Annotated in this window: 26 protein-coding genes and 1 riboswitch; of the genes, 23 read left to right on the forward strand and 3 right to left on the reverse strand. The window is 61.6% G+C overall.

Annotated elements, in window-relative coordinates:
- Position 1 precedes the first annotated feature (1 nt).
- The 4 genes from P3C18_RS14085 to P3C18_RS14100 all read left to right on the forward strand — a co-directional run bounded on the left by P3C18_RS14085 (position 2) and on the right by P3C18_RS14100 (position 6361).
- Complete coding sequence (locus P3C18_RS14085) at positions 2-3046, forward strand: response regulator (protein ID WP_275962483.1); 3045 nt, start codon at positions 2-4, stop codon at positions 3044-3046.
- Positions 3046-4164 (forward strand): two-component system response regulator, encoded by a 1119-nt coding sequence (locus P3C18_RS14090; protein WP_275962484.1) that lies wholly within the window; start codon positions 3046-3048, stop codon positions 4162-4164. Before P3C18_RS14085 ends, P3C18_RS14090 begins: the two co-directional genes overlap by 1 nt.
- A gap of 15 nt (positions 4165-4179) precedes the next feature.
- Positions 4180-5616 (forward strand): response regulator, encoded by a 1437-nt coding sequence (locus tag P3C18_RS14095; protein WP_275962485.1) that lies wholly within the window; start codon positions 4180-4182, stop codon positions 5614-5616.
- A gap of 127 nt (positions 5617-5743) precedes the next feature.
- Positions 5744-6361, forward strand: coding sequence for a hemolysin III family protein (locus tag P3C18_RS14100; RefSeq protein ID WP_275962486.1), 618 nt, complete (start codon positions 5744-5746; stop codon positions 6359-6361).
- An 11-nt stretch (positions 6362-6372) separates the two neighbouring features.
- Here P3C18_RS14100 and P3C18_RS14105 read toward each other — a convergent pair whose 3' ends face one another.
- From P3C18_RS14105 to P3C18_RS14115, 3 genes are all read right to left on the reverse strand, one after another.
- Positions 6373-6867, reverse strand: coding sequence for a SprT family zinc-dependent metalloprotease (locus tag P3C18_RS14105; RefSeq protein ID WP_275962487.1), 495 nt, complete (start codon positions 6865-6867; stop codon positions 6373-6375).
- Between the two features lie 114 nt (positions 6868-6981).
- Complete coding sequence (locus tag P3C18_RS14110; protein ID WP_275962488.1) at positions 6982-7581, reverse strand: Yip1 family protein; 600 nt, start codon at positions 7579-7581, stop codon at positions 6982-6984.
- Positions 7582-7739: 158 nt separating this feature from the next.
- Positions 7740-8330 carry a DNA-J related domain-containing protein gene (locus P3C18_RS14115; RefSeq protein ID WP_275962489.1) on the reverse strand — a complete coding sequence of 197 codons (591 nt, stop codon included), beginning with the start codon at positions 8328-8330 and terminating at the stop codon, positions 7740-7742.
- Between the two features lie 97 nt (positions 8331-8427).
- On the opposite strand from P3C18_RS14115, the gene ttcA reads away from it, so the two are divergent.
- The 19 genes from ttcA (at position 8428) to P3C18_RS14210 (ending at position 24856) form a co-directional block, all read left to right on the forward strand.
- Positions 8428-9252 (forward strand): tRNA 2-thiocytidine(32) synthetase TtcA, encoded by an 825-nt coding sequence (gene ttcA, locus P3C18_RS14120; protein WP_090253070.1) that lies wholly within the window; start codon positions 8428-8430, stop codon positions 9250-9252.
- A 31-nt stretch (positions 9253-9283) separates the two neighbouring features.
- A complete protein-coding gene (locus P3C18_RS14125) occupies positions 9284-9955 on the forward strand; it encodes a DNA-3-methyladenine glycosylase I (protein ID WP_275962490.1) in 672 nt (223 codons plus the stop codon).
- Positions 9956-10052: 97 nt separating this feature from the next.
- Entirely contained in the window at positions 10053-10811 is a 759-nt protein-coding gene (locus P3C18_RS14130; protein WP_275962491.1) for an NAD-dependent deacylase, read from the forward strand.
- Between the two features lie 76 nt (positions 10812-10887).
- Positions 10888-11502, forward strand: a complete 615-nt coding sequence (locus P3C18_RS14135; RefSeq protein ID WP_275962492.1) for a C40 family peptidase — start codon at positions 10888-10890, stop codon at positions 11500-11502.
- 159 nt (positions 11503-11661) lie between these two features.
- Positions 11662-12186, forward strand: a complete 525-nt coding sequence (locus P3C18_RS14140) for a C40 family peptidase (RefSeq protein WP_275962493.1) — start codon at positions 11662-11664, stop codon at positions 12184-12186.
- Positions 12187-12213: 27 nt separating this feature from the next.
- Entirely contained in the window at positions 12214-12876 is a 663-nt protein-coding gene (locus P3C18_RS14145) for a class I SAM-dependent methyltransferase (RefSeq protein WP_275962494.1), read from the forward strand.
- A 6-nt stretch (positions 12877-12882) separates the two neighbouring features.
- Positions 12883-13203: a hypothetical protein gene (locus P3C18_RS14150; RefSeq protein WP_275962495.1), complete on the forward strand. Its 321-nt coding sequence runs from the start codon at positions 12883-12885 to the stop codon at positions 13201-13203.
- 67 nt (positions 13204-13270) lie between these two features.
- Positions 13271-14521, forward strand: a complete 1251-nt coding sequence (locus P3C18_RS14155) for an ankyrin repeat domain-containing protein (protein ID WP_275962496.1) — start codon at positions 13271-13273, stop codon at positions 14519-14521.
- 93 nt (positions 14522-14614) lie between these two features.
- Positions 14615-14837: riboswitch (cobalamin riboswitch) on the forward strand.
- Between the two features lie 109 nt (positions 14838-14946).
- Positions 14947-15558, forward strand: a complete 612-nt coding sequence (cobO, locus tag P3C18_RS14160; RefSeq protein WP_275962497.1) for a cob(I)yrinic acid a,c-diamide adenosyltransferase — start codon at positions 14947-14949, stop codon at positions 15556-15558.
- Positions 15555-16862 carry a cobyrinate a,c-diamide synthase gene (locus P3C18_RS14165; protein WP_275962498.1) on the forward strand — a complete coding sequence of 436 codons (1308 nt, stop codon included), beginning with the start codon at positions 15555-15557 and terminating at the stop codon, positions 16860-16862. The genes cobO and P3C18_RS14165 overlap by 4 nt, the downstream gene beginning before the upstream one ends.
- Positions 16859-17506: a 5,6-dimethylbenzimidazole synthase gene (gene bluB / locus P3C18_RS14170; RefSeq protein WP_275962499.1), complete on the forward strand. Its 648-nt coding sequence runs from the start codon at positions 16859-16861 to the stop codon at positions 17504-17506. The genes P3C18_RS14165 and bluB overlap by 4 nt, the downstream gene beginning before the upstream one ends.
- Entirely contained in the window at positions 17503-18411 is a 909-nt protein-coding gene (gene cbiB / locus P3C18_RS14175) for an adenosylcobinamide-phosphate synthase CbiB (RefSeq protein ID WP_275962500.1), read from the forward strand. Before bluB ends, cbiB begins: the two co-directional genes overlap by 4 nt.
- An 8-nt stretch (positions 18412-18419) precedes the next feature.
- Positions 18420-19412, forward strand: a complete 993-nt coding sequence (cobD, locus tag P3C18_RS14180) for a threonine-phosphate decarboxylase CobD (protein ID WP_275962501.1) — start codon at positions 18420-18422, stop codon at positions 19410-19412.
- Complete coding sequence (locus P3C18_RS14185; RefSeq protein WP_275962502.1) at positions 19409-20860, forward strand: cobyric acid synthase; 1452 nt, start codon at positions 19409-19411, stop codon at positions 20858-20860. The genes cobD and P3C18_RS14185 overlap by 4 nt, the downstream gene beginning before the upstream one ends.
- Positions 20861-21063: 203 nt before the next feature.
- Positions 21064-21585 (forward strand): bifunctional adenosylcobinamide kinase/adenosylcobinamide-phosphate guanylyltransferase, encoded by a 522-nt coding sequence (cobU, locus tag P3C18_RS14190; RefSeq protein ID WP_275962503.1) that lies wholly within the window; start codon positions 21064-21066, stop codon positions 21583-21585.
- Complete coding sequence (gene cobT, locus P3C18_RS14195; RefSeq protein ID WP_275962504.1) at positions 21582-22637, forward strand: nicotinate-nucleotide--dimethylbenzimidazole phosphoribosyltransferase; 1056 nt, start codon at positions 21582-21584, stop codon at positions 22635-22637. The genes cobU and cobT overlap by 4 nt, the downstream gene beginning before the upstream one ends.
- Positions 22634-23209: an alpha-ribazole phosphatase family protein gene (cobC, locus tag P3C18_RS14200; RefSeq protein WP_275962505.1), complete on the forward strand. Its 576-nt coding sequence runs from the start codon at positions 22634-22636 to the stop codon at positions 23207-23209. Before cobT ends, cobC begins: the two co-directional genes overlap by 4 nt.
- The gene (locus P3C18_RS14205; protein ID WP_275962506.1) at positions 23206-23931 is read left to right on the forward strand and encodes an adenosylcobinamide-GDP ribazoletransferase; all 726 of its coding nucleotides are present in this window, start codon (positions 23206-23208) and stop codon (positions 23929-23931) included. Before cobC ends, P3C18_RS14205 begins: the two co-directional genes overlap by 4 nt.
- Positions 23932-23968: 37 nt before the next feature.
- On the forward strand, positions 23969-24856 hold the full coding sequence (locus P3C18_RS14210) for a hypothetical protein (protein WP_275962507.1): 888 nt from the start codon (positions 23969-23971) through the stop codon (positions 24854-24856).
- Positions 24857-25065: the final 209 nt, after the last annotated feature.

The following is a 25065-nucleotide window of genomic DNA, read 5'->3' on the forward strand; positions in this document are numbered from 1 at the left end:
CATGCGCAAGTTCCGCCTGTTATGGCTGTTGATCATCAGCCTGGTGCTGCTATACGTGGCAATCGGGGCGATTCTCGCTCACCAGTACCGCAGCCTCAGTGAGGTTATGCGCAGTGGTGACGACAACGCGCTGTGGGCCTTTGCCCAGCTGAGCACCGAGTACCAGCGCTTTGATCATGCGCTGCACACCTACATCCTTGATCCGGTGAGGTCGCGCCGCAATCAGGCGTCCGACCAGCTTGGCAGTATCGGCATTGATGAGCTGCAGCTGCGTTACGACATCTTCGTCAGTCGCGTCAGCACCATCCAGACCGAGTCGGCGCAGCGCCTGATGGGCGATGAGGCGATCTACCAGCAAACCCTGCAAGCCTTGGAAAGCTTTATCCGCACGGCCGATGCGGCACTTGAAGACTTTGTTCGACGTGGCACGCCGCTGAATGCCAGCTTGCTGCGTGAGCAGCTACAACTGCTCCAGTTCGATATTCAGGATCTCGTCTACACCTCGGCGCAACTGGCGGCGCGTACCGTCGATGGGCGCAACGCCGAGCTGCGTTCCCAGGTTGTGGTCACCACGGCGCTGACCCTGTTTCAAGGCTTTCTCACCCTGATGTTTGGTCTCGCCATGCTGCGCCAGACCCGCCAGCGCGTGCGCGCCCAGCGCGAGCTGCTGGCGGCGCAGGGCAAGTTGGTGGAAGCCCTGCAGGAAAATGAAGAGGTGCTTGAAGGGCGCGTGCAGCAACGCACTCAGGAGCTGGCCGAGGCCAACCAGACGCTGCGTGAACACGAAAAAGAACTGCAGATCGCCCGGACCAAGGCCGAAAGCGCATCGCAGCTGAAGTCGGACTTCCTGGCCAATATGAGCCACGAGATTCGCACGCCGATGAATGCGGTAATCGGCATGAGCCACTTGGTGCTGAGCAGCGACTTGACCGCCAAGCAGCGCGACTATGTGGAGAAGATTCAGCGTTCGGGCCAGCATCTGCTGGGGCTGATCAACGACATCCTCGATTTGAGCAAGATCGAGGCCGGCAAGCTGGATGTCGAGTCGGTGCCGTTCGAGTTGCACACAGTGCTGGAAAACATGGCCAGCCTGATCGGTGAGAAATGCGCTGCTAAGGATCTGGAACTGATCTTCGACATTGACCCGCAACTGCCCGAGAGTTTTATCGGCGACCCGCTGCGCCTGGGCCAGGTGCTGATCAACTACGCCAATAATGCAGTCAAGTTCACCGAACAGGGCGGCGTGGTGATTCGCGCGCGGATGCTGGCGCAGGATGCCAAGGGTGTTCAGGTGCGCTTTGAGGTCGAGGACTCCGGTATCGGCCTCTCGCCCGAACAACAGGCGCGGCTGTTTCAGTCATTCCAGCAGGCCGACAGCTCGACCACGCGCAAGTACGGCGGCACCGGGCTGGGCCTGGCGATTTCGCGCAAGCTGGCCGAGCTGATGCATGGCGAAGTCGGCGTCGACAGCCTGTTGGGGCAGGGCAGCACCTTCTGGTTTACCGCTCATCTGGGCGTGGTTGCTGCGCCAAAACCTGTGCTGTCGCTGCTGCCAACCCCGGATTTGCGCAACCGCCGGGTGCTGGTGGTGGACGATAACCCGCAGGCCCTGCATATCCATGCCAGCCTGCTGCGCTCCATGAGTTTTCAGGTGGCGGAAGCCGACTGCGGCGAGCAGGCGCTGGAGCTTGCTGCCAAGGCCTGCGCTGCCGGCACACCCTTTGAGGCAGCCTTTGTTGATTGGAAAATGCCCGGCATCAATGGCCTGGAAACCTGCCGCCAGCTGGCCTTGCTCGATCCTGCGCCGCAGCCGGTGATCATTACGGCTTATGGCCGCGAAGAAGTCTTCCATGAGGCTGAGCAGGCCGGGATTGCCTTGCTGCTGGTCAAACCGGTGAGCCCGTCGTTGCTGTTCGACGCGGCGATTCGCGCTCTTGGCGGCAGCAGCGCCAGTGAGAGCAGCCTGCGCCCGGCCAGTAACGTCAGCGTGCAGGACCTCAGCGCGCTGCAGGGCGCGCAGGTGCTGTTGGTGGATGATAACGAGCTGAACCAGCAGGTCGGCCGTGACCTGTTGGAGGCTGCCGGGGTCTGCGTTGCTGTGGCCGAAAATGGTCAGATCGCCCTGGATATGCTGGCCGCTGACGATTACCAACTGGTGCTGATGGATATGCAGATGCCGGTGATGGATGGCCTGACCGCCACCCAGCAGATCCGCGCCAACCCGCGCTGGGCTGAGCTGCCGGTGTTGGCCATGACTGCCAACGCCATGAGCAGCGACCGCGAGCGGTGCCTGGCCGCCGGTATGAATGCGCACCTGGCCAAACCCATCGACCCGGACGAGCTGTTCGCGCTGTTGCTGAAATGGCTGCCAGCGGCGGCTGACACGGGCAACGCGGTGCCAGTTGCGCGGGCGTCAGCCCAGGCTGAAGCGGGCTTTCCCGAAATTGCCGGCGTGGATGTGCAGGGCGGCTTGCGCCGGGTACTCAACAAGCGCACGGCCTATGAATCGATGCTGCGCAAATTTGTTCAGGGGCAGGCGGATGCCGCCGAGCAGACGCGGCGCCTGCTTGCCGAAGGCCTGCACGAGGATGCCCTGCGTGCCCTGCATACGCTCAAGGGCACGGCCGCGACCATCGGCGCCAATGGCCTGGCCGAACAGGCCGGCGTGCTGGAAGACAGCCTCAGGCTAGGGCCGCCGGATAGCCAGTTCGATGCGCAGCTCAGCGCACTGGGCGAAAGCTGCGCCGAGTTGATCGCGCGTCTGCAGGCGGTGCTGCCCGCGCAAGCCGTGACGGAGGCCGCCGCCGGTGCTATCGACTGGCCGCGTGTGCGCCAACTGGTGGCTCGCCTGGAGTACTTGCTCGGTGATGACGATGCCGATGCCATCGAGTTGTTCCAGCAGGAGGCGGCCTTGTTCAAGGCGGTGCTGGGCTCGGGGTTTGCGGCGCTGGAACGGGCCATCAACAGTTATATTCTGGACGACGCCCTGGCGGTTTTACGGGCGGCGATACACAGCAATCCGGCACTGAGTAAGGACGCGACGTAATGGACAGGCTACTGGCCGGCAGAGAAAAACCGACGATTCTGGTGGTGGATGACACCCCCGATAACCTTTCGCTGATGAGCGGTTTGTTACGCGAGGACTACAAGGTCAAGCTGGCACCCAGCGGCGAACGTGCGCTGCAGATTGTCAGCGGTGAGGCCAAGCCCGATCTGATTCTGCTCGACATCATGATGCCGGGGCTGGATGGCTACGAGGTGCTGCGCCGCCTGCAGCAGGATGTTGCTACTGCGACGATTCCGGTGATTTTCCTCACCGCCATGACCGCTGCCGAGGATGAGAAAGTCGGCCTGGACCTGGGCGCCGTTGATTACATCAGCAAGCCGATCAATCCAGCGATTGTTCTGGCCCGCGTGCACACCCAACTGCAACTGAAATTCGCCCGTGACTTGCTGCAGAACCAGAATGTTTTCCTTGAGCACGAGGTGGAAAAGCGCACCCGTGAAGTGATGGCAATTCAGGATGTGACCATCCGGGCGATTACTTCCCTGGCGGAAACCCGCGACAACGAAACCGGCAACCACATTCGCCGCACCCAGTTCTATGTCAAGGCGCTGGCCGAGCATCTGCAGACGCACCCACGGTTTAGCGCTGAACTAACCGCAGACACGATCCAGTCGATATTCAAATCGGCGCCGCTGCATGACATCGGCAAGGTTGGTATTCCCGATAGCATCCTGCTCAAACCGGGCAAACTCGACTTTGACGAGTTTGAAATCATGAAAACTCACACCACCCTGGGCCGCGATGCCATCGTGCATGCCGAGCAGGAGCTGGGCGAGTCCATCGCCTTTTTACGCCACGCCAAGGAAATTGCGCTTAGCCATCAGGAAAAATGGGACGGCAGCGGATACCCACAAGGCCTGGTGGGGGAGGCGATCCCGCTCTCTGCGCGCTTAATGGCCCTGGCCGATGTGTATGACGCGCTGATCTCGCGGCGGGTGTACAAGCCGCCCTTTAGCCATGAAAAAGCCCTGGAGATCATCCGCGAGGGGCGCGGCAGTCATTTTGACCCGGATATCGTCGATGGCTTTGAACAGATCAGCGAAGCCTTCGCCCAGATCGCCCGGCAATACAGTGATGAGCCGGCTTCCAACGAGTAAGAGGTGTCGTGCTGTATGTCGAACAATGCCACCACGCTGTTAGTTGTCGATAGCGATCCGGTGCTGACCCGCGCCCTGGTTGAGGAGTTGCAGCGCCATGGCGTGGCCCAGGTGCTGCAGGCCAACGATGTGGCGAGCGCACTGCAGCAGCTGCGGCAAACACCTGTGTCGCTGGTGCTCAGTGAACAGAACCTGGCCGGTTCAACCGGGCTGGCGCTGTTTGAAGGCATGCGCAGCGATGAAGCGCTGGCGGAGATTCCCTTTGTGCTGATGTCCAGCGCCATGCAGCGTCAGGATGTGCAGCGCGCCATTCAACTGGGTATCCGCGATCTGCTGGTCAAACCCTTTACTACCCAGCGCTTGCTGGAGCGCGTGCAGCGCTCCCTGCAGCGCGACGATCTGCTGGTGCAAGCCAGCCTGCCGCAAGGCGAAGAACGCGCGAGCATTCTGGTGGTCGATGACACGCCGGAGAACCTGCAGTTGCTGGCCGGGCTGTTTCGCGATCAGTTCAAGGTAAAGCTGGCGCACAACGGCGAGAAAGCCATCGCCATCTGCCATTCAGACAACCCGCCGGACCTGATCCTGCTGGATGTGATGATGCCCGACATGGACGGCTTCGAGGTGGCGCGCCGGCTGCGTCAGCACCATGCTTCGGAGCATATCCCGATTATTTTCGTGACCGCCCTGAGCGATGAACGCTCCCGTGAGCAAGGGCTGTCGCTGGGCGCGGTGGACTATGTGTTCAAACCGATTGACCCAACCCTGCTGCGCATTCGTGTGCGCAACCTGATGCGCTACGTCGAACATCGCCGGCAGCTGCAGACTGACCTGGATCAGTTGCTGGAACTGGCTGCTTTACGTGCCGACATGCTGCACCTGATCAGCCATGAGCTGCAGCAACCGCTTAACCAGTGCGCAGAAGCGTTGCAGAACCTGACGCAGGATGCCGCGCTCAATCCGGCGCAGAAACAGCAGGTGCAACTGGCCACGCAAAGTAGCCAGCAGATGAAGGAGCTGCTGGAGCTGGCGGGCGAGCAGCTGTCCCTTGAAGCCGGACAACGTGAATTGCGCCCTGAAAGCATTCGGCTGAACCCGCTGCTGCGTGAGTTGATCGGCGAGTTGCGTCAGCGTTATGGCGACCGTGGCGTCGATATCCAGCTGGAAACCGCGCTGGGTAGCAGTACTGCGGTGATGGCCGATCCTGGGCTTTGCCATGCCTTGCTTTACCGCGTGCTCAAACACGCCCATAGCGCTTGCCCGGTGGGCAGCCAGCTGAGCCTGGTGATGATTGATGAGAGCCCGGCGCAGGTGAAACTGCTACTGCCTGCGCGCCCAGCCAGCAATAAATCGCTGGCCGCCGCCCGCGCGTTGGCCCGCGCCCAGGGCGGCGATGTGCGGCAGGAAGATGACGGCGAGAGTTGCGTGATTCGCGTCAGCCTGCCGCGCGCCTGAGCAGATTCTGAGCGTGTGATTCGCACCGTACTTTATGCGGGGCGGCAACGTGGTGCTCGTCAAATAGGCTTTTTTCCGGCATAAGCCTGATGCATTCGCGCCAGTGGGCGGCTTGGGAACGGAAAATATGTATCACGGGGAACGCTTCAACGCCTGGACCCATCTGGTCGGGGCGCTTCTGGCTTGCGCGGGGGCGGTATGGTTACTGGTGCTGGCGAGCCTGGATGGTGAGCTGCGCAAGATTATCAGTGTGGCAATCTACGGCCTGACCCTGGTGCTGCTGTACAGCATCTCCACGCTTTACCACAGCGTGCAGGGGCGGGCGAAAGTGCTGATGCGCAAGCTCGATCACCTGTCGATCTACCTGCTGATCGCGGGCAGTTATACGCCGTTCTGCYTGATCACCCTGGAAGGAACCTGGGGCTGGACGCTGTTCGGCATCGTCTGGACGCTGGCAATCATCGGCATGCTGCAGGAGATCAAGCCACGCTCCGAGGCGCGCGTGCTGTCGATTGTGATCTACGCCGTGATGGGCTGGATTGTGCTGATCGCGGTCAAGCCGCTGATTGCCGCACTGGGCATGGCCGGGTTTATCTGGCTGGCCGGCGGCGGGGTGTTGTACACCGTGGGCATCATCTTCTTTGCCTATGACAGCCGCTTCCGCCATTGGCACGGCATCTGGCACCTGTTCGTCATGGGCGGCAGCTTGATGCACTTTGTTGCGGTGCTGCGTTACGTCCTGTAATCCCCTGCCGGCTATTCGACGCGCTGTTCGCCGGTATAGCTCAAGGTCACCTTGCAGCGTCGGCAGTAGTAGCGCCGGCCTTTGCTGACCAGTGCATGACGCTGGGCGGAAAACGGAAACTCCCCCTGCGGGCAGCTGCAACGGTAGATATAGCGGCTGAGCGTGCGCCGCTGTACCGCATAGCTGTGACAACGGTTGGGCGGCAGCTCATACACGCCACGCATGATCAGTTGCCACTCCTCACCATGGGGCTGAATCTTCAGGCCGAATAGCTGATGGGCGATTAGGTGCGCCACTTCGTGGGGTACGGTCTGCTTGAGGAAGTCTTCGCGGTTTTCCCGGTACAGCTGCGGGTTGAAGCGCAGCTTGTTTTCCGTCAGGTGCGCCACGCCGGCTTTTTGTCCGCGCAGCTTGAAACTCACCTCGGCGCGGGCAAAAGGGCGTTTGAAAAAGGCTTCAGCCTGCTGGTAGCACTGCTCTACGCGGCTCAGAAGGTGTTCGGACATAAGTGCGGCGATCACGATGGGGGCAGCGATTATGCCCAAGGCCGGCAGTGCCCGCAGCCCTGAAACGACGAAACCACCCGCAGGTGGTTTCGTTGTGTGTCATCAGGCGTTGCCTTAGCTGGTGTACACCGGGCCGACGCCAAAGCCCCAGAGAATCACCGAGCTGGCGATCATCGCCACCAGTACTACCAAGCCTACCGCGAGCACCGAGCTGGAGAACATAAAGCCTTCATCTTCGGGGATGCCCATAAAGGTCGGTATGCCGACGTAGAGTAGATAAACCGTGTAACAGATGGCCGCCGTGCCCACCACCATGGCCAGCCAGAGATGTGGATAGAGCGCCGCCAGCCCGCCGATAAACAGCGGTGTAGCGGTGTAGGCCGCAAATACCACGCATTGCGTGAGGTTTGGGCTGGCATCGTAGGTGCGTGCCATCCAGTGGATAAACGCGCCCATCACTGCGATCCCGGCAAGCATTGCCAGGTAGGTCATGATGGTCATTTGCAACGCACTGGCCTCGGTCAGCATCACCGGCGCTCGATCGCCGATTGCCCAGCCGACCTGGGTGGTGCCGATATAGGCTGAGACTGCGGGAATTGCCGCGAGAATCAGTACGTGGGTGAGATACATGTGGCTGATGGTTTCTTCTTCGCCACGGATTTCCTGCCATTCCTGGTCGGGATGGGTGAATAGCCCCCAAACGTGATGGATCATGCCAGACCTCCTCTTGTTATAGCGGTCGCCCCCCAGCGCAGCGCCTGATTCGCGTGTGCAGCGTCATCAGGTACAAGGCCGAACCTATGCGACCGTATGTCGCAGTATAGGCAGCCATTAATGAGGACAAAGGCGCGGCTTTAGAGCAAATCGGACTCTCAAGCACGTCCGTAATAGCGTTCGAGGATTTCCATGGCCTTGTTGATCGACTGCAGGCGCGCCGTGTTACCGCCGCGATCAGGGTGGTGCAGGCTCACCAGTTGGCGGTAGCGGTGCTTGATAGTGGCGAGATTGAGCGTCTGCTCACGGCCTTCAAGCTCGAACAGTTCCAGCGCCGCCTGTTTTTCTTCGCTGCCGTGCATGCGCGTCCAGAAACTCAGTAGCAGTTTGGCCACATCCTGCTCGTCGGTGTCGTTGAGCTGGCTAAGGTCGAGGTAATAGTCGCGCAGCGGGTCGTGCTCGCTCAGCTCGCTGCTGCCGGGCTGGTAGGGCAGCAACTGGATATGCAGTGCACTGATCTGCAGATGCCCGCTCTGCGCCGCCCACAGCTGTTCACGCAGGCGGTAGAGGGCGTTGAACAGCAGAAAGTGCGTGCGAAACAGCGCCAGCTTGTCCGTCAACGGCAGATTGGGGATATGCGCACATTGGCGGGCTTTCAGCAGCTGGATCAGCTGGTATTCGCCAAGGCCGTCAGGGGCTGCGCGCAGCAGCTGGTGCAGTTGTTCAGGCAGGTCGAAATCGTCGTTCATCGGCGCAGCCTAGCATTTCACTTTGATTGGGGTAGGGCGCGTCACGCTTTCTGCGTAAAATGCCGCATCCTCAACGACTTCCGGACTCCAGCGCACCATGGGCACCCTCTCGGTCAATCAGAACAAACTGCAAAAACGCCTGCGTCGCCAGGCCGGCGAAGCCGTTGCCGACTTCAACATGATCGAGGATGGCGATAAGGTCATGGTCTGCCTGTCCGGCGGCAAGGACAGCTACACCATGCTCGACGTGCTGCTCCACCTGCAGAAGGTCGCGCCGATCAAGTTCGAGATTGTTGCGGTAAACATGGACCAGAAGCAGCCCGGCTTCCCCGAGCACGTGCTGCCGGCCTATCTGGAGTCCATCGGTGTGCCGTATCACATCGTCGAGAAGGACACCTATTCGGTGGTCAAGGAGAAGATTCCGGAAGGCAAGACCACCTGTTCGCTGTGTTCACGCCTGCGCCGCGGCACCCTGTACACCTTTGCCGACGAGATCGGCGCGACCAAGATGGCCCTGGGTCACCATCGCGACGATATTCTGGAAACCTTCTTCCTCAATATGTTCTACGGCGGCACCCTCAAGGCTATGCCGCCCAAGCTGCGTGCCGACGACGGCCGTAACGTGGTGATTCGTCCGCTGGCTTACTGCAACGAGGCGGATATCGAGGCTTACAGCCAGCTCAAGGAATTCCCGATCATCCCGTGCAACCTCTGTGGCTCCCAGGAAAACCTGCAGCGCCAGGTGGTCAAGGAGATGCTGCAGGACTGGGAGCGCAAGTCGCCGGGGCGCACCGAGATCATGTTCCGCGCCCTGCAGAACGTAGTGCCGTCGCAGCTGGCTGACCGCAACCTGTTCGACTTCAAGAGCCTGAAAATCGATGACAGCGCCACGCCGCGCTTTCTCGACGTGATGAACCTCTGATCCTGCGGTTTCCCGGCTCAAGGATTGCCCGATGCGCGATTACAAATGGCTTAACGAATACTGCCTGAACCGCTTTGGCTCGGTCGCCGAGCTGGAGTCGATCCTGCCGCAGCCGCGCAGCGCCGAGGAGCTGCGGGCGATCAGTGATGACCGCTATCTGTCGACACTCAGCTTGCGGGTGTTTCGTGCCGGCCTCAAACACAGCCTGGTGGATGCCAAGTGGCCGGCATTCGAGCAGGTGTTCTTCGGCTTTGATCCGGAGAAAGTCGTGCTGATGGGCGCCGAGCGTCTGGAAAACCTGATGCAGGATGCGCGCATCATCCGTCACCTCGGCAAGCTCAAGAGCGTGCCACGCAACGCCCAGTTCATCCTCGATGTGCAGAAGGACAAGGGCAGCTTTGGCGCGCTGATCGCCGACTGGCCTGTGAGCGATGTGGTCGGGCTGTGGAAGTACCTGGCCAAGCACGGCAGTCAGCTTGGCGGGCTGTCTGCGCCGCGTTTTCTGCGCATGGTCGGCAAGGACACCTTTGTGCCCAGCGATGACATGGTCGCTGCACTCAAGGCGCAGAAGATCATCGACAAGGCGCCCACCAGCCTGAAAGAGCTGGCAGCCGTGCAAGCCGCGTTCAACCAATGGCACGAGCAGAGCGGGCGGCCGCTGTGTCAGCTGTCGGTGATGCTGGCGCATACGGTCAACCACTGAGCCGGTCGGTGTAGGGTGGATGAGGCTTTTCCATCCACCATGGCGCTGTTGCGGTGGACGAAAAGAGCGTCGTCCACCCTACGCATGAGGGATCGAGATGGACAAGGTCATTGCCCGTGTTGCCCAAGCAATCAAACAGGCTGAACGCATCCTGCTGATCACCGGTGCCGGCCTGTCTGCCGACTCAGGTTTGCCCACCTATCGCGGCCTCGGTGGCCTGTACAACGGCCACACCGCCGAAGGCTTGCCGATTGAGGAAGCGTTGTCCGGCCCGATGCTGCAGCGTGACCCCGCTTTGTGCTGGAAATACCTGGCGGAGCTGGGCAAGGCTTGCCTGGGTGCCAAGGCCAATGCCGGACATTTCGCCATCGCCGAGCTGCAACGCAAGAAGCCTGAATGCTGGCTGCTGACCCAGAATATCGACGGCTACCACTGCGCCGCTGGCAGCCCGATGGAGCGGGTGATCGAGATTCATGGTGAGCTGGCGCCGCTGTATTGTCAGTCCTGCGGGGCTGTCGACGCCGAGCTGGCAGAACATCTCGAGCGACCGCTACCACCCAAATGCCGGCAATGCGCCGGGGTGCTGCGCCCGCCAGTGGTGCTGTTCGAGGAAATGTTGCCTGAGCAGGCCATCGGTACGCTGTATGACGAGGTGCGCAAAGGCTTTGAGGTGGTGATCAGCATCGGCACCAGCGCGAGCTTCCCGTATATCGTCGAACCACTGCTGCGGACCCGTCAGGCGGGCGGCTTTACGGTGGATATCAACCCGCAGCGCACCGACTTGAGCGCTCGGGTGGATGTGCATCTACAAGGGCGGGCGTTAGATGTTTTGCCAGAACTACTGAGTCACATTTAGAGCCATAGAATTTGCAAATGCATGCCATAGAGGGCATAGTCGCGCTCTTGTGAAATTCRCCGACACGGTCGTGCCCATGCTCAAACGCCTCGCACCCCTCGTGCCTATCGCACTCTCCCTGGTTCTGGCCGCCTGCGCCAACCATGCCCCACAGCCGCAGCTGGCAACCCAGCCTGCAGTGTTCTCCTCGACAGACCTTGCCGAGTTTGACGAACAAGCCAAAGAAGCGGCTCTGGGCGACTTCACTGAAGACAAATCCTACAAACTGCCGGAACTGGCTGACAGCATTCTGTCTCACGGCCTGTCGCTGGTGGGTACCCGTTATCGTTACGGTGGCAGCACGGTGAAATCCGGCTTCGATTGCAGCGGCTTTATCGGTTATCTGTTCAAGGAAGAGCTGGGCATGAAACTGCCGCGCTCGTCCCGCGACATGATCAATATCGACGCACCGCTGGTGTCGCGTGATGACTTGGAACCGGGCGATCTGCTGTTCTTCAGCACCAATGGCCGTAACCGCGTCAGCCATGCCGGCATCTACATGGGCGATAACCAGTTTATCCACTCCAGCAGCAGCCGCAGCGGTGGCGTGCGGGTCGATAGCCTGGATGATCGCTACTGGTCGCGTACCTTTATCGAGGCCAAACGCGCCCTGGCGCTGGCTCCAAGCGAGTCGGTTGTACGCCACCCTTGACCCTGTGAGTGGCGGCTGAATCAGTTCGGTCGCTGCGATTAATCGATAATCCAGGCGCATCTCGATAGTTTTCAATAACCTGCCAAGCAAAGCTAAAGCTTGCACTACGATGTGCAAGCCGGCAGAGTAGGGCGCATCCCGGCTCAGGATCGCTCGTCCATGACCGCTATCGCCCGTCTCAGCTTGATTGTGCTTGCCGCGCTGCTCAGCGCCTGTGCCAGCCATACCCCCACGCCAACCCCGCAACCTGTTGTGCATGCGCCAATCGGCAGCTTTAACGGCAATGCCGATGATGTGCTATTTCGCGCTCTGGGCTTGGTCGGCACGCCCTATCGCTACGGCGGTAATACCCCGGATGGCGGCTTTGATTGCAGTGGTCTGATTGGCTATGTCTACCGCGATGCGGCGGGTATCAGTCTGCCGCGCTCGACCCGTGAACTGATCAGCATGCGCGTCCCGGCTATCGGTCGCGACCGCCTGCAAAGTGGCGATCTGGTGTTCTTTGCCACCAATGGCGGCAGTCAGGTCAGTCACGCCGGTATCTATGTCGGCGATGGCCGTTTCGTACATGCGCCTTCCAGCGGCGGCACTGTACGCCTGGATAGCCTGAGCAATACGTATTGGCAACGCACTTATCTGAATGCCAAGCGCGTATTTACTCCGGAACTGGCGCGCAACCCCTGACAGCTTTGGTCGGCAGAGGGAGTAGGCATGACCAATCGAACGCTCAATCTCGATTCCGCCCTGTATCAATATCTGCTGGATGTTTCCCTACGTGAAACACCGCTGCTCAAACGTCTGCGTGAGGAAACCGCGCAGCTGAGTACGGCGCGTTGGCAGATTGCCCCTGAGCAGGGGCAGTTTATGGCCTTGCTGGTGCAGCTGACTGGCGCGCGGCGGATTGTCGAAGTCGGCACCTTTACCGGCTACAGCGCCATCTGCATGGCCCAGGCCATGCCCGAGGATGGTCGACTGATCTGCTGCGATATCCCTGGCGAGTACAACGCTACGGCCGAGCGTTACTGGCGTGAAGCCGGATTCAGCTCGCGTATCGAACAGCGTCTGGCCCCTGCGCTACAGACCTTGGCGGCGCTGGAGGCTGAGGACCTGGCTGGCAGTATCGATCTGCTGTTTATCGATGCCGACAAGGCCAATTACCCAGCCTATCTGGAACATGCCCTGCGCCTGGTGCGCCAGGGTGGACTGATCCTGTTCGATAACACCCTGTGGAGCGGGCGTGTGCTTGAGGAACACCCCGAAAGCGCCGACACCCGGGCGATTCAGGCGCTCAACCTGGCGCTGCGGGATGATCCGCGTATCGACCTGTCCCTACTGCCTTTAGGTGACGGCCTGAGCCTGTGCCGTAAACGCTGAGCCTGTATGCCCGAACCGATTCGTCTGCCCGATCAACCTGATGCCTGCGAACTTTGCGCCCGCTCGGCTGCTCTGACGCGCCATCACCTGATCCCCAAGGCGCTGCACAACAAGGTCTATGTGCAGAAACGCTTCGGCAAAAGCGAGCGCATCAGCGCCACGCTCTGGGTCTGCCGCGCCTGCCACAACCAGATCCACCGCTTGTTCAGCGAAAAGGAGCTGGCGCTGACCTACAACAACCGCGACAGCCTGCTCAGTGATGAACGCCTGCGTACCTTTGTCGAGTGGCTGGCCAGCAAGCCCGCAGGCTTTATGCCCAGGCATTAAATGCTTTCTCTTTGGAGGCAGGCTTTATGCTTCCTGTGTAAATCGAGGGCTTATTTTAGGAGCGTACATGCAGTGTTTTTCAAGGATGGGTGTTGTATGTGGGCTGCTCATAACCATGTCGTTCAGCACTGCGCCGCTTTATGCACAGCAACAGCATTTGGGGCCGCTAGATGATGGCGTGATTTCTTGCGCGGAAATGCAAAAATTTCCTGAGCTGGTTTTTGTTGAGTCGATTGATTTGGGCTCAGGGCATGGCTCGCCTGTTGAGGTCGATTACACCTGTGGTGCAGGGTTAGCGGCATTGCCTTTTATGGCAGATATCCTGCAATTAGCTGAGAAAATTCGAGGTCAGCCGCAGCCTGGTGTGTGTACCGGAACGATCATTTATGCGCAGTGGCGTTACTACCACTTTGGTCTGTTGAAGGCCGGCATTGCGCCACGGCTGTTTCTTGATGCCAATCTGTGGCTGACAGACCCACAAGTACAAGATTCTTATTTTGCAGCGTGGGCTGTCGAGAGCCCTTCGAGTTATAGATTACGCCAGGCGTTTATCCAGAGTCGTAAGCAAACCGAACCGCTACTTGAGCATCACTATCGTGCTATGGGGCTAGATCAGGCAAAAGCCAGGTCGTTGGCAAATAAAGTCATGGGGTTGGTCTACATGCGCGCTGCGGGGGCATTTCCTGGCTCCAGCTCATTTAGCACTCGCCCTAAGCAATTGTCGGCTCTGGCTACTGCAGCTAATGCGCCAATACTTGAAGCTGAGCAAGTAGCTGCTGCATTGGATGAGGAACCGGCCGCCGAGGATATTGATCAAGCGTTGAAGCTGGCTCTTTCTCGTAATGCGCCATTAGCGATTATTCAGATGCTAGCCGAGCGTCTCGATAGTCTTGATCGTGGCGACGAGTCAGCACTGTTCTTTGCCCTGAGTAATCGTGACGCGTTGATCTATTTGTTGGATAAAGGAGCGTCGATTAATTATGCCAATGGCTTTGGTAAAACTGCTCTGTTCTATGCCATCGAGAATGCTCAGCCTGAAGTAGTCAGCTTGTTGCTTGAGCGTGGTGCTGATCCCAATCGCTCGTATAAAAGTATTGAGGAGATAGAGCGTGAGCCTTGTGTATATGACATAAAGCATGGCCTCCGCACTCCGTTGATGCATGCTGCCCAGCATGCAGATTTGGCCGTTATGGCACTGTTGATTGAGGCTGGCGCACGTCTACGGGATTTAGACTCCCTCGGTTGGAGTGCGCTGGATTATGCGGTAACCCATGAGCGGTCGGAGAATGCAAATTACTTGCGTAGCAAAGGGGGCTGAGTGTGTGAGTGCAACAGGGCAGTCAGCTCGCTTAGGTACTATTAAAGACTTTTCACTGCATCTCGGTTTGACGCTCCGGCACCAACTCTCTACCCTTCGCGCCTTGTAACAGGTGCCCCCGACGCTGTGCGTGCGCGGGGTGAAACTGGGAAGTCGGTGCGTTGTGCATTTACGCCAACTATTCCGACGCTGCCCCCGCAACGGTAAGTGAGTCAAACGCCGCTATTGCCACTGTGCTCAAGCATGGGAAGGCGCGGTATAGAACCGCAAGGTTCGCTCACAAGCCCGGAGACCGGCCTGTTGCAGTCCACGGCATCGCGGAGGGCGATGGCTGGCGTGTGGTTTGCCCTATGCGCAGGCCCGCGCTGTCCCTATCCCCGCGTGCTTTTTCCAGCCAGATCGCCCTGTGGCGGTGGAGCAGCGCGATGACTGAATCGATTGAACGTGACGCCCGGCACAAGGCGCGCATGGCCCGCAAGAAAGCCCTGATCGATGAAAAGATTGCCCAGGCCCAGGACGAGTACGGCCTGCTGCTGGTGCACAGCGGCAATGGCAAGGGCAAGAGCAGCAGCGCTTTTGGCATGGTCGCCCGCGCCCTGGGTCACGGCCTCAAGGTCGGCGTGGTGCAATTTATCAAGGGGGCGGCCAGCACCGGCGAAGAAACCTTCTTCCGCCGCTTTCCCGATGAAGTCAGCTACCACGTAATGGGCGAGGGCTTTACCTGGGAGACGCAGGATCGCCAGCGCGATATCGATAAGGCCCGCGAAGCCTGGGCGGTGGCGGCGCAGCTGCTGAATGACCCGGCCATCGGCCTGGTGGTGCTCGACGAGCTGAATATCGCCCTGAAATACGGCTATCTGGAACTCGACGCGGTGCTCGCCGACATCGAAGCGCGGCCGTTGCTGCAGCATGTGGTGGTAACCGGTCGCGGCGCGCTGCCGGGGATGATCGAGGCGGCGGATACCGTCACCGAGATGAGCCTGATCAAGCACGCGTTCAAGGCCGGGGTTAAGGCGCAGAAGGGGGTCGAGTTTTGACCAGCGCTCGTTCATGCCCGGCGTTATTGATCGCCGCACCGGCTTCCGGCCAAGGCAAGACTACGGTGACCGCCGCCTTGGCGCGTTTGCATGCGCGTCAGGGCAAGCGCGTGCGGGTGTTCAAGTGTGGCCCGGACTTTCTCGACCCGATGATCCTCGCCCGCGCCAGCGGCGCGCCGGTGTATCAACTCGACCTGTGGATGGTCGGCGCCGTGGAGAGCCGCAAGCTGCTCTGGGAAGCCGCAGGTGAAGCTGATCTGATTCTGATCGAAGGGGTGATGGGCTTGTTCGATGGCACGCCGTCTGCGGCCGACCTGGCGCGGCACTTTGGTGTGCCAGTGCTGGCGGTGATCGACGGCTCGGCCATGGCGCAGACCTTCGGTGCTATGGCCCATGGTCTGGCGACCTTTCAGCCTGATCTGCCGTTCTCCGGGGTGCTCGGCAACCGGGTTGGCAGCACGCGGCACGGCGAGATATTGCGCGACGCGCTGCCGGCCTCGATCCGCTGGTACGGCGCCTTGCCGCGCAGCGCCGAAGTCGGTTTGCCGAGTCGCCATCTGGGTCTGGTGCAGGCGGGTGAGCTGGTCGACCTGGATGCGCGCCTGGACGCCGCCGCTGATGCCTTGGCCGCCAGTGCCGATACCAGCCTACCGCCGCCGGTCAGCTTTGCCGCACCTGAGCAGGCAAGGCCCGCGCGGTTGCTTAATGGCGTGCGGATTGGCGTGGCGCGCGACAGCGCCTTTGCCTTTCTCTATCAGGCCAACCTCGATCTGCTGCGCGAGCTGGGCGCTGAATTGACGTTCTTTTCCCCGCTCAGCGATCAGCAACTGCCCGATATCGACAGCCTGTATCTGCCCGGCGGCTACCCAGAGTTGCATCTGCCCACGCTTGAGGCCAACCAGCCCATGGCCGCGTCGATTCGCGCGCACCATGCAGCCGGCAAGCCGATTCATGCCGAGTGCGGCGGCATGCTCTATCTACTCGACAAACTGACCGACAAACAGGGCGCCAGCGGGCAGATGCTCGGTTTGTTAAGTGGCGAGGCGAGCTTGCAACCGCGCATGACCGCCATGGCCTTGCAACAGGCTGAGCTGCCGGAAGGGTTGCTGCGCGGCCACAGTTTCCACTACTCGGCGCTAAGCAGCGCACTGCAACCGCTGACCCGTGGCGAATGCCCGAACTACAAGCGCACCAGTGAGGCGGTCTATCGCCAGGGCCGAATGACCGCCTCCTATATCCACTTCTATCTGCCGTCCGATCCGGCTGCAGCTGCCGCGCTGTTTCTGCCCGGAGCGCCGGCATGAGCGAGCAGGCCTTCAGCCTTGAGGAGCGTGCGGCGGTGTATCGCGCCATCGCTGAGCGCCGCGATATGCGCCATTTCAGCGGTGGTGAAGTGGTACCGGAGCTGCTTGCGCGATTGCTCGAAGCCGCGCATCAGGCCCCCAGCGTCGGGCTGATGCAGCCTTGGCGGTTTATTCGCATCACCCGCCCGGCCCTGCGTGAGGCGATTCACGGCCTGGTGGAGGAGGAGCGCCTGCGCACCGCCGAAGCATTGGGCGAGCGCAGCGATGAGTTTATGCAGCTCAAGGTCGAGGGCATCCGCGACTGCGCCGAGCTGCTGGTGGTGGCTCTGATGGAGGGCCGCGAGGCCCATGTGTTTGGCCGGCGCACCTTGCCGGAAATGGACCTGGCGTCCCTGGCCTGCGCGATTCAGAACCTCTGGCTGGCTGCCCGCGCCGAGGGTTTGGGTATGGGCTGGGTTTCGCTGTTCGAGCCCCAGGCCCTGGCGGATTTGCTCGGCATGCCGGCCGGCAGCAAACCGTTGGCGGTGCTGTGCCTGGGGCCGGTGACAGAATTCTATGAGGCGCCGATGCTGGTGCAGCAAGGCTGGGCCGAGCCACGACCGCTCAGTGAGTTGCTGTTTGAGAACCAGTGGGGCACGCCATGAGCCTGGTTCTCAGCACCTGCGCCGGGGTCGCCCTGGATGCGATTTTTGGCGAGTCCAAGTGCTGGCATCCGCTAGTGGCCTTTGGTCGTATGGCCGAGCGTATCGAGCAGCGCTTCAATCCGGCGGGCGGCGGTTGGCGCAGCCATGGCGTCAGCGCCTGGTGCCTGGCGGTATTGCCGCTGACCCTGCTGGCCTGGCTGTTGAGCCAGATCAGCGGGCTGGGTTGGGCGGTGGAAATTCTTGCGCTGTACGCCGCGCTTGGCCTGAAAAGCCTGGGCGAGCATGCCATGCCGGTGGCCCAGGCGCTGCGCCTGGGTGATTTGCGCCTGGCGCGCGAGCGGGTTGGCTATATGGTCAGCCGCAATACCGCGCAGCTGGACGCCACGGGTGTGGCCCGCGCTGGCAGCGAGTCGGTGCTGGAAAACGGCAGCGATGCAGTGTTTGCTGCATTGTTCTGGTTTGTGATTGCCGGTGCGCCGGGCGTGGTGCTTTACCGCCTGAGTAATACTCTGGACGCCATGTGGGGCTATCGCAATGAGCGCTTTGAACGCTTCGGCTGGGCCGCGGCGAAGATCGACGATGCACTCAATTATCTGCCTGCACGGCTGGTCGCCTTGACCTATGCGCTGCTCGGTAAAACCATGCTGGCGCTGCGTTGCTGGCGTACCCAGGCGCCGCTGTGGGACAGCCCCAATGCCGGCCCGGTGATGGCGGCAGGCGCTGGGGCGCTGGGCGTCAGCCTGGGCGGCGCGGCGGAATATCAYGGCGAGCTGCATATACGCCCTGAACTGGGCGCGGGGCCGCAACCCAAGGCGCGCGATATCGAACGGGCACTCAATCTGGTCAACGGCGGTGTGTTGCTGTGGCTGGCGCTGCTGCTGTTGTGGGGGGCTTTTTATGCTTGAACCTTCTTATGCTTGAGCACGGCGGTCGCTTGCGCGCGGCCTCGCTGCGTTATGGCATTGCTTTGGCGGATTGGCTGGATTTGTCCACCGGCATCGCACCTTACGGTTGGCCGCTGCCAGCGATCCCCGCGAGTACTTGGGCACGCCTGCCCGAGCAGCAGGACGGCCTGGAAATCGCCGCCCGCGATTACTACGGCGTGAGCAACTTGCTGCCGGTAGCCGGTTCGCAAGCCGCGATCCAGGCGCTGCCGCGTCTACTGCGCAACGTCACGGTGGGTATCGTTTCGCCGGCTTATGCCGAGCATGCGGCGGCCTGGCAGCGTGAAGGGCACCGTCTTCTGGAACTCAGCGAAGGAGCGATTGAGCGGGCGCTGGAGCGCATTGATGTCTTGCTGCTGGTCAATCCGAACAACCCCACCGGGCGCCGCGTCGAACCTGCGCGTTTGCTGGAGTGGCATCGGCGTTTGGCCGAACGGGGCGGCTGGCTGGTGGTGGACGAGGCCTTTATCGACTGCACGCCGGCCTTCAGCCTGGCGGCGTTCAGCGAGCTGCCGGGGCTGATCGTGCTGCGCTCGTTTGGCAAGTTTTTCGGCTTGGCGGGCATTCGCCTGGGCTTTGTCCTGGCGCAGCCGCAGCTGCTGACGCAACTGGCCGAGTTGCTTGGCCCTTGGGCCATCAGTGGGCCGAGCCGGGTGGTGGCCACGGCGTTATTGCAGGATATGGCCGGCCAGCAGGTGCAACGTGAGCGGTTGCTGGCCGATGGCGAACGTCTGGCGGCGCTGCTGACTGCGCATGGGCTCAGTCCTACAGGCGGTTGTGCGCTGTTCCAGTTCTGTTGCACACCGCAGGCCGCCTTGCTGCATGAGTTTCTCGCCCTGCAGGGGATTCTTACTCGCCTGTTTGAACAGCCGCTGAGCCTGCGTTTTGGTCTGCCGCCGGATGAAGCCGGCTGGCAGCGTTTGCAGCAAGCGTTGGTGGTCTTCGCTGGAGAGTTGCCATGACCACACTGATGGTGCAGGGCACCACCTCGGATGCCGGCAAGAGCACCCTGGTAACCGCGCTGTGCCGCTGGCTCACTCGCCAGGGTGTGAGCGTGGTGCCGTTTAAACCGCAGAATATGGCGCTCAACAGCGCAGTCACTGCTGACGGCGGTGAAATTGGCCGCGCCCAGGCCGTGCAGGCCCAGGCCGCCGGACTGGCGCCGCACACCGATATGAACCCGGTGCTGCTCAAGCCCAATAGCGATACCGGCGCCCAGGTGATCATCCATGGCCGCGCCCTGAGTAGCATGGATGCCGTGGCCTATCACGACTACAAGAAGGTGGCGATGCAGGCGGTGCTGCAATCGCACCAGCGCCTCAGCGCCGCTTATCCGGTGGTGATGGTGGAGGGTGCGGGGTCGCCTGCGGAGATCAACCTGCGCGCCGGCGATATCGCCAATATGGGCTTTGCCGAGGCGGTGGATTGCCCGGTAATCCTGATTGCCGATATCGACAAGGGCGGCGTGTTTGCCCATCTGGTCGGCACCCTGGCGTTGCTCTCCGAGAGCGAGCAGGCGCGGGTGCAGGGTTTTGTGATCAACCGTTTTCGCGGCGATATCGCCCTGCTGCAACCGGGGCTGGATTGGCTGGAGCAACGCACCGGCAAGCCGGTGCTGGGTGTATTGCCCTACCTGATGGATTTCCACCTGGAAGCCGAGGACGCCATCGATATTCGCCAGAGCGCCAAGGTCGCCGAGCGGATCAAGGTGGTGGTACCGGTGTTGCCCCGCATCAGCAACCACACCGATTTCGATCCGCTGCGCCTGCACCCGCAGGTCGAGCTGACCTTTGTCGGCCCTGGCCAGGCGATTCCTGCAGCCGACCTGATTATCCTGCCCGGCTCGAAAAGCGTACGCAGCGATCTGGCCTTTCTGCGTGAGCAGGGCTGGCCGGCGGCTATCGATAAGCACCTGCGCTATGGCGGCAAGCTGCTGGGTATCTGCGGCGGTTTGCAGATGCTCGGCACGCAGATCGACGACCCCTATGGCCTGGAAGGCGCGGCGGGTTCCAGCCCAGGGCTGGGGCTGCTGGATTTCCGCACCGTGCTGGAGTCGGAGAAACAGCTGCGCAATGTGCGTGGCCAGCTGTGCCTGGAAAATGCCCCGGTCAGCGGTTACGAGATTCATGCCGGGGTCAGCAGTGGCGTAGCCCTGGATGCGGCGGCGGTGCAACTGGATGATGGCCGTAGCGACGGAGCGCTGAGTGCCGATGGCCAGGTGCTCGGCACCTATCTGCATGGTTTGTTTGAAAGCAGCGAAGCCTGTAGCGCACTGCTGCGCTGGGCTGGCCTGCGCGAGGTGCAGGCAGTGGATTACCACGCCCTGCGCGAGCGTGATATTGAGCGCTTGGCCGATCTGGTCGAGGCGCATCTGGATACGAAGAAGTTACGTGAGCTTTGTAACCTGTAGCCCGGATGAAATCCGGGACAGCGGTGGCGGGCATAAGATCGCTCCCGGATTGCATCCGGGCTACAAAGCACGCGCTTGTATGCGGGGCTTTTGTGGGAGGGGCCGGGCGGCGATCCGCTTTAGCCGCGATTGGCTGGCCTAGAAGTGTCGCGGCTAAAGCCCCTCCCACGGTCCGTGGTACTGAATTCGAACAAAGGTGAACTATGCATGAACTGATTCTTGGCGGTGCCCGCTCCGGTAAAAGCCGTCTGGCCGAGCGACTGGCGGCCGAGTGCGGCCTGGCGGTCACTTATATCGCCACCAGCCAGCCGCTGGATGGCGAGATGAATGCGCGTATTCAACATCACCGCGAACGTCGTCCGGCGCAGTGGGGGCTGGTGGAAGAACCCTTGGCTTTGGCTCGAGTGCTGCGTGAGCAGGCCGCTGCGGATAAGTGCCTGCTGGTCGATTGTCTGACCCTGTGGCTGACCAATCTGTTAATGCTGGATAACCCGGCGCGCCTGAGCGCCGAGCGCGATGCGCTGCTGGATTGTGTGAGCGACTTGCCGGGGCGGATTCTGCTGGTCAGCAATGAAACCGGTCTGGGCGTGGTGCCGCTGGGCGAGCTGACCCGCCGTTATGTTGACGAGGCGGGCTGGCTGCATCAGGCCCTGGCTGAGCGTTGCGAGCGTGTGGTGTTTACCGTGGCGGGTTTGCCGATGGTTCTCAAGGGGAAAGCGCTATGAGTGAGCAATGGTGGCAACAGGGCTGTCAGGCGCTGGATATACCGGCACGCAGCAAGGCCCAGGCGCGCCAGCAGCAGCTGACCAAACCGGCCGGCTCGCTCGGTCAGCTAGAGCAGTTGGCCATCGACTTGGCGGCCATGCAGGGCAGCCAGCGGCCGCAGGTCGAGCAACTGTGGATCAGTATTTTTGCCGGCGACCACGGCGTGGTCGCCGAGGGTGTATCGGCATTCCCCCAGGCAGTTACCGGGCAGATGCTGCGCAACTTCGTCGGCGGCGGCGCGGCGATCAGCGTATTGGCCAAGCAGCTGGGCGCAACGCTTGAGGTTATCGACCTGGGCACCGCGTTGCCGCTGGAACCGCTGCGCGGCGTGCGTCATCTGCATATCGGCGCGGGCACGGCGAACTTTGCCCAAGGCCCGGCGATGACTGCCGCGCAGTTACTCATGGCTTTGGATGCCGGCCAGGCCAGCGTGCAGCGCGCCCGCGAAGCCGGCAGCCAGCTGTTTATCGGCGGCGAGATGGGCATCGGCAATACCACAGCGGCCACGGCCATGGCCTGCCTGCTGCTGGAATGTCCGGCGTTGGATCTGGTCGGCCCGGGCACCGGTCTGGACCGCGCGGGCGTGACGCATAAAGCCGAGGTGATTGAGATCGCGCTGGAGCTGCATCGCCCGGCGATCAGCGAACCCATCGACATCTTGCAGCGCCTCGGCGGCTTCGAGATTGCTGCGCTGAGCGGTGCCTATCTGGCCTGCGCGCAGCAGGGCATTACCGCCTTGGTGGATGGCTATATCTGCAGCGTTGCCGCCTTGCTGGCGGTGCAGCTGAATCCGGCTTGCCGTGAATGGCTGCTGTTTGCCCACACTGGCGCCGAGCCTGGCCATCAGCGGGTGCTCAAGGCGCTGCAAGCCGAGCCGCTGCTCGATCTGGGCTTGCGCCTGGGTGAGGGCAGTGGTGCCGCCTTGGCTGTACCGCTGCTGCAACTGGCCTGCAGCCTGCATAACGAGATGGCCACCTTTGCCGAAGCGGAGGTGGCCGAGCGCCCTGCATGACGGTTTATCTGGAATTACTACGCCACGGTGAAACTGAACTGGGCGGCGGCCTGCGCGGTAGCCTCGACGATGCCCTGACCGAAACCGGCTGGGCGCAGCTGCGCGCGGCGGTGGCTGACGGCAGCCGCTGGGATCGGTTGATCAGCTCGCCCTTGCAGCGCTGTGCGCGCTTTGCCGAAGAGTTGGCAACGCAGCATGGTGTGCCACTTAGTCTGGAACCGGATCTGCAAGAGCTGCATTTCGGCGCATGGGAAGGGCGCAGCACTGCCGAACTGATGCAGACCAGCGCAGACGATCTGGGCCGTTTCTGGAGCGATCCCTATGGCTTTACCCCGCCCGAAGGCGAGCCGCTGCTGGCCTTCGAGGCGCGGATATTGGGCGCCTTGCAGCGCTTGCAGGCACGCCATGCCGGCGAACGCTTGCTGCTGGTTACCCACGGCGGGGTGATCCGCCTGCTGCTGGCGCGTGCGCGTGGCTTGCCGCGCAATGATCTGCTGCAGGTACCGGTCGGCCATGCAGAGCGCTATCAACTGTGCCTGGATGAACAGGGGCAGTTGTGGGAACGCGCATGATCCCCTGGTGGATTGCCCTGCAATTTCTTACCCGCTTGCCGGTGACCCTGGCCGGCATGCCGACGCCTGAGCAGGTCGGCCGCTCACTGTTGTTCTACCCGCTGGTGGGGCTGTTGATCGGTGTGTTGCTGCTCGCGGCGCAGCAACTGCTGGGCGATAGCGCGGTGCTGTTGCAGGCGGCACTGCTGTTGACGCTGTGGGTGGGCATCAGTGGCGGCCTGCATCTGGATGGCCTGGCCGACAGTGCCGATGCCTGGGTTGGCGGCTTTGGCGATAAACAGCGCACCCTGGCCATTATGAAAGACCCGCGCAGCGGGCCGATTGCGGTGGTGGTGCTGGTACTGCTGCTATTGCTCAAGTTTGCCGCGCTGGTGGCCTTGTTGGAAAGCGGCTCAGGGTTGCTGCTGGTGCTGGTGCCCTGGCTGGCGCGCTGCCTGCTGCCGCTGCTGTTTCTGACCACAGCTTATGTGCGCGCTGGCGGCCTCGGTCAGGCGTTGGCCGAGCATCTGCCGCGCCGGCAATTGCCTTGGGTGCTGGCCGCCAATGCCCTGGCCATGTTGCTGTTTGGCTGGCCGGCGCTGCTGGCCTTGTTGGTAGCCGGTGGCGTGTTTATCTGGCTGCGCAGCTTGATGCTCAAACGTTTGGATGGCACCACCGGTGATACCGCCGGAGCTCTGCTGGAAATAGCCGAGTGCGCGGTGCTGGTGGCCTTGGCCTGCTAGCGTGTAAGGACAGCAAGACGTAGCAGGGATGTATATGGTGCGCAGGTCGTTTTACTCGACGCTGTTGGCGGCATTGCTCGGGGCCTTGCCCTGTGCTGACGTATTGCAGGCCGAGGAGCTGGTGTGGGGCGTTGTGCCGATCCCGGGTGTCTTCAATGTGCGCGAGGGTCAGGTGGTTGATGGTGTACTGTTCGAGGCCATGCAACTGTTGGCTGCACGCCTGCCCGAGCTGCAGATGCGCTACGAAGTATTGCCCATGGCGCGCGTCGAACAGCGCATGGGCGAGCAGAGCGAAATGTGCAGCAGCGGCCAGCTGCAGAGCCCCGAGCGTGATCAGCAAGGTTACTTCGTACCCTATGTGGCGACCACGCCGATCCATGTGCTGGTCCGCCGGCAAACCCGCGATCAACTGCTGATCGAAGACGGCCAGGTCAGCCTCGACTGGCTGTTCGGCAATCCCTATCTGCGTGGCGCTCTGGCCAAGAGTCGGGTCTATCCCGCGTCGATTCGTGAACGCCTGCTGCAGGCGCACGCCGCAGGGCATCTCCCCGAGCTGGGTGGCAGCCAGGGTGGGGAAAACCTGCTGCTGATGGTCAGCCATCACCGTCTGGATTATGTCTTCGATTACCCGGTGATCTACACCGAGGTGATGCGTCATTTCAGCCTCAGTGATGCGCTGGTCAGCGTGCCGTTGCGGGAAAACGCCGAACTGGTGACGGTGGGTATCTACTGCTCACGCACGCCATGGGGCGCGCGCATGGCCGGGCGTCTCGACCAGGCCATTCGTGAGCTTTCTGCTGCGCCCGCTAGCACCCTGGCGATCTACCAGCGTTGGCTGCCGCCCGAGGTGTACAGCCACTACCACAAGCAGTTGCTGGCGTTCTTCGCCCAGCGCGCCAGTGCCGCGCCGCTGCTGTTCGATTAGCCGGCCGTTCTCAACGCAGACTTGCCCACGTAGATGGTGTTCTCAGCGGCCTGTTAGCCGATGGTCGGCTTGCCAGCATGGCTAGCTCAAGGTGCAATCTGTAGCACTGGATTGCCGAACAGCTGTAGCTGTCACTTGAGCGGGTAGCGGTATATACCTGCGCCATATTGCCGATTTCTTGATAAGCGGGTCGCTACCCGTAAAGGACA

This window comes from Pseudomonas sp. 1928-m (assembly GCF_029269135.1).
Classification (GTDB): domain Bacteria; phylum Pseudomonadota; class Gammaproteobacteria; order Pseudomonadales; family Pseudomonadaceae; genus Aquipseudomonas.

What these genes read in the sequence shown, in the direction of transcription:
- P3C18_RS14205 (WP_275962506.1), top strand. Translation starts at nt 23,206, where the DNA reads ATGATCCCCTGGTGGATTGCCCTGCAATTTCTTACCCGCTTGCCGGTG.
- ttcA (WP_090253070.1), top strand. Translation starts at nt 8,428, where the DNA reads ATGGGCACCCTCTCGGTCAATCAGAACAAACTGCAAAAACGCCTGCGT.
- P3C18_RS14105 (WP_275962487.1), bottom strand. Translation starts at nt 6,867, where the DNA reads ATGTCCGAACACCTTCTGAGCCGCGTAGAGCAGTGCTACCAGCAGGCT.
- cobC (WP_275962505.1), top strand. Translation starts at nt 22,634, where the DNA reads ATGACGGTTTATCTGGAATTACTACGCCACGGTGAAACTGAACTGGGC.
- P3C18_RS14140 (WP_275962493.1), top strand. Translation starts at nt 11,662, where the DNA reads ATGACCGCTATCGCCCGTCTCAGCTTGATTGTGCTTGCCGCGCTGCTC.
- cobO (WP_275962497.1), top strand. Translation starts at nt 14,947, where the DNA reads ATGACTGAATCGATTGAACGTGACGCCCGGCACAAGGCGCGCATGGCC.
- P3C18_RS14125 (WP_275962490.1), top strand. Translation starts at nt 9,284, where the DNA reads ATGCGCGATTACAAATGGCTTAACGAATACTGCCTGAACCGCTTTGGC.
- P3C18_RS14155 (WP_275962496.1), top strand. Translation starts at nt 13,271, where the DNA reads ATGCAGTGTTTTTCAAGGATGGGTGTTGTATGTGGGCTGCTCATAACC.
- bluB (WP_275962499.1), top strand. Translation starts at nt 16,859, where the DNA reads ATGAGCGAGCAGGCCTTCAGCCTTGAGGAGCGTGCGGCGGTGTATCGC.
- P3C18_RS14150 (WP_275962495.1), top strand. Translation starts at nt 12,883, where the DNA reads ATGCCCGAACCGATTCGTCTGCCCGATCAACCTGATGCCTGCGAACTT.
- P3C18_RS14135 (WP_275962492.1), top strand. Translation starts at nt 10,888, where the DNA reads ATGCTCAAACGCCTCGCACCCCTCGTGCCTATCGCACTCTCCCTGGTT.
- P3C18_RS14110 (WP_275962488.1), bottom strand. Translation starts at nt 7,581, where the DNA reads ATGATCCATCACGTTTGGGGGCTATTCACCCATCCCGACCAGGAATGG.
- P3C18_RS14090 (WP_275962484.1), top strand. Translation starts at nt 3,046, where the DNA reads ATGGACAGGCTACTGGCCGGCAGAGAAAAACCGACGATTCTGGTGGTG.
- P3C18_RS14085 (WP_275962483.1), top strand. Translation starts at nt 2, where the DNA reads ATGCGCAAGTTCCGCCTGTTATGGCTGTTGATCATCAGCCTGGTGCTG.
- P3C18_RS14185 (WP_275962502.1), top strand. Translation starts at nt 19,409, where the DNA reads ATGACCACACTGATGGTGCAGGGCACCACCTCGGATGCCGGCAAGAGC.
- P3C18_RS14115 (WP_275962489.1), bottom strand. Translation starts at nt 8,330, where the DNA reads ATGAACGACGATTTCGACCTGCCTGAACAACTGCACCAGCTGCTGCGC.
- cobD (WP_275962501.1), top strand. Translation starts at nt 18,420, where the DNA reads ATGCTTGAGCACGGCGGTCGCTTGCGCGCGGCCTCGCTGCGTTATGGC.
- P3C18_RS14130 (WP_275962491.1), top strand. Translation starts at nt 10,053, where the DNA reads ATGGACAAGGTCATTGCCCGTGTTGCCCAAGCAATCAAACAGGCTGAA.
- P3C18_RS14095 (WP_275962485.1), top strand. Translation starts at nt 4,180, where the DNA reads ATGTCGAACAATGCCACCACGCTGTTAGTTGTCGATAGCGATCCGGTG.
- cobU (WP_275962503.1), top strand. Translation starts at nt 21,064, where the DNA reads ATGCATGAACTGATTCTTGGCGGTGCCCGCTCCGGTAAAAGCCGTCTG.
- P3C18_RS14145 (WP_275962494.1), top strand. Translation starts at nt 12,214, where the DNA reads ATGACCAATCGAACGCTCAATCTCGATTCCGCCCTGTATCAATATCTG.
- cobT (WP_275962504.1), top strand. Translation starts at nt 21,582, where the DNA reads ATGAGTGAGCAATGGTGGCAACAGGGCTGTCAGGCGCTGGATATACCG.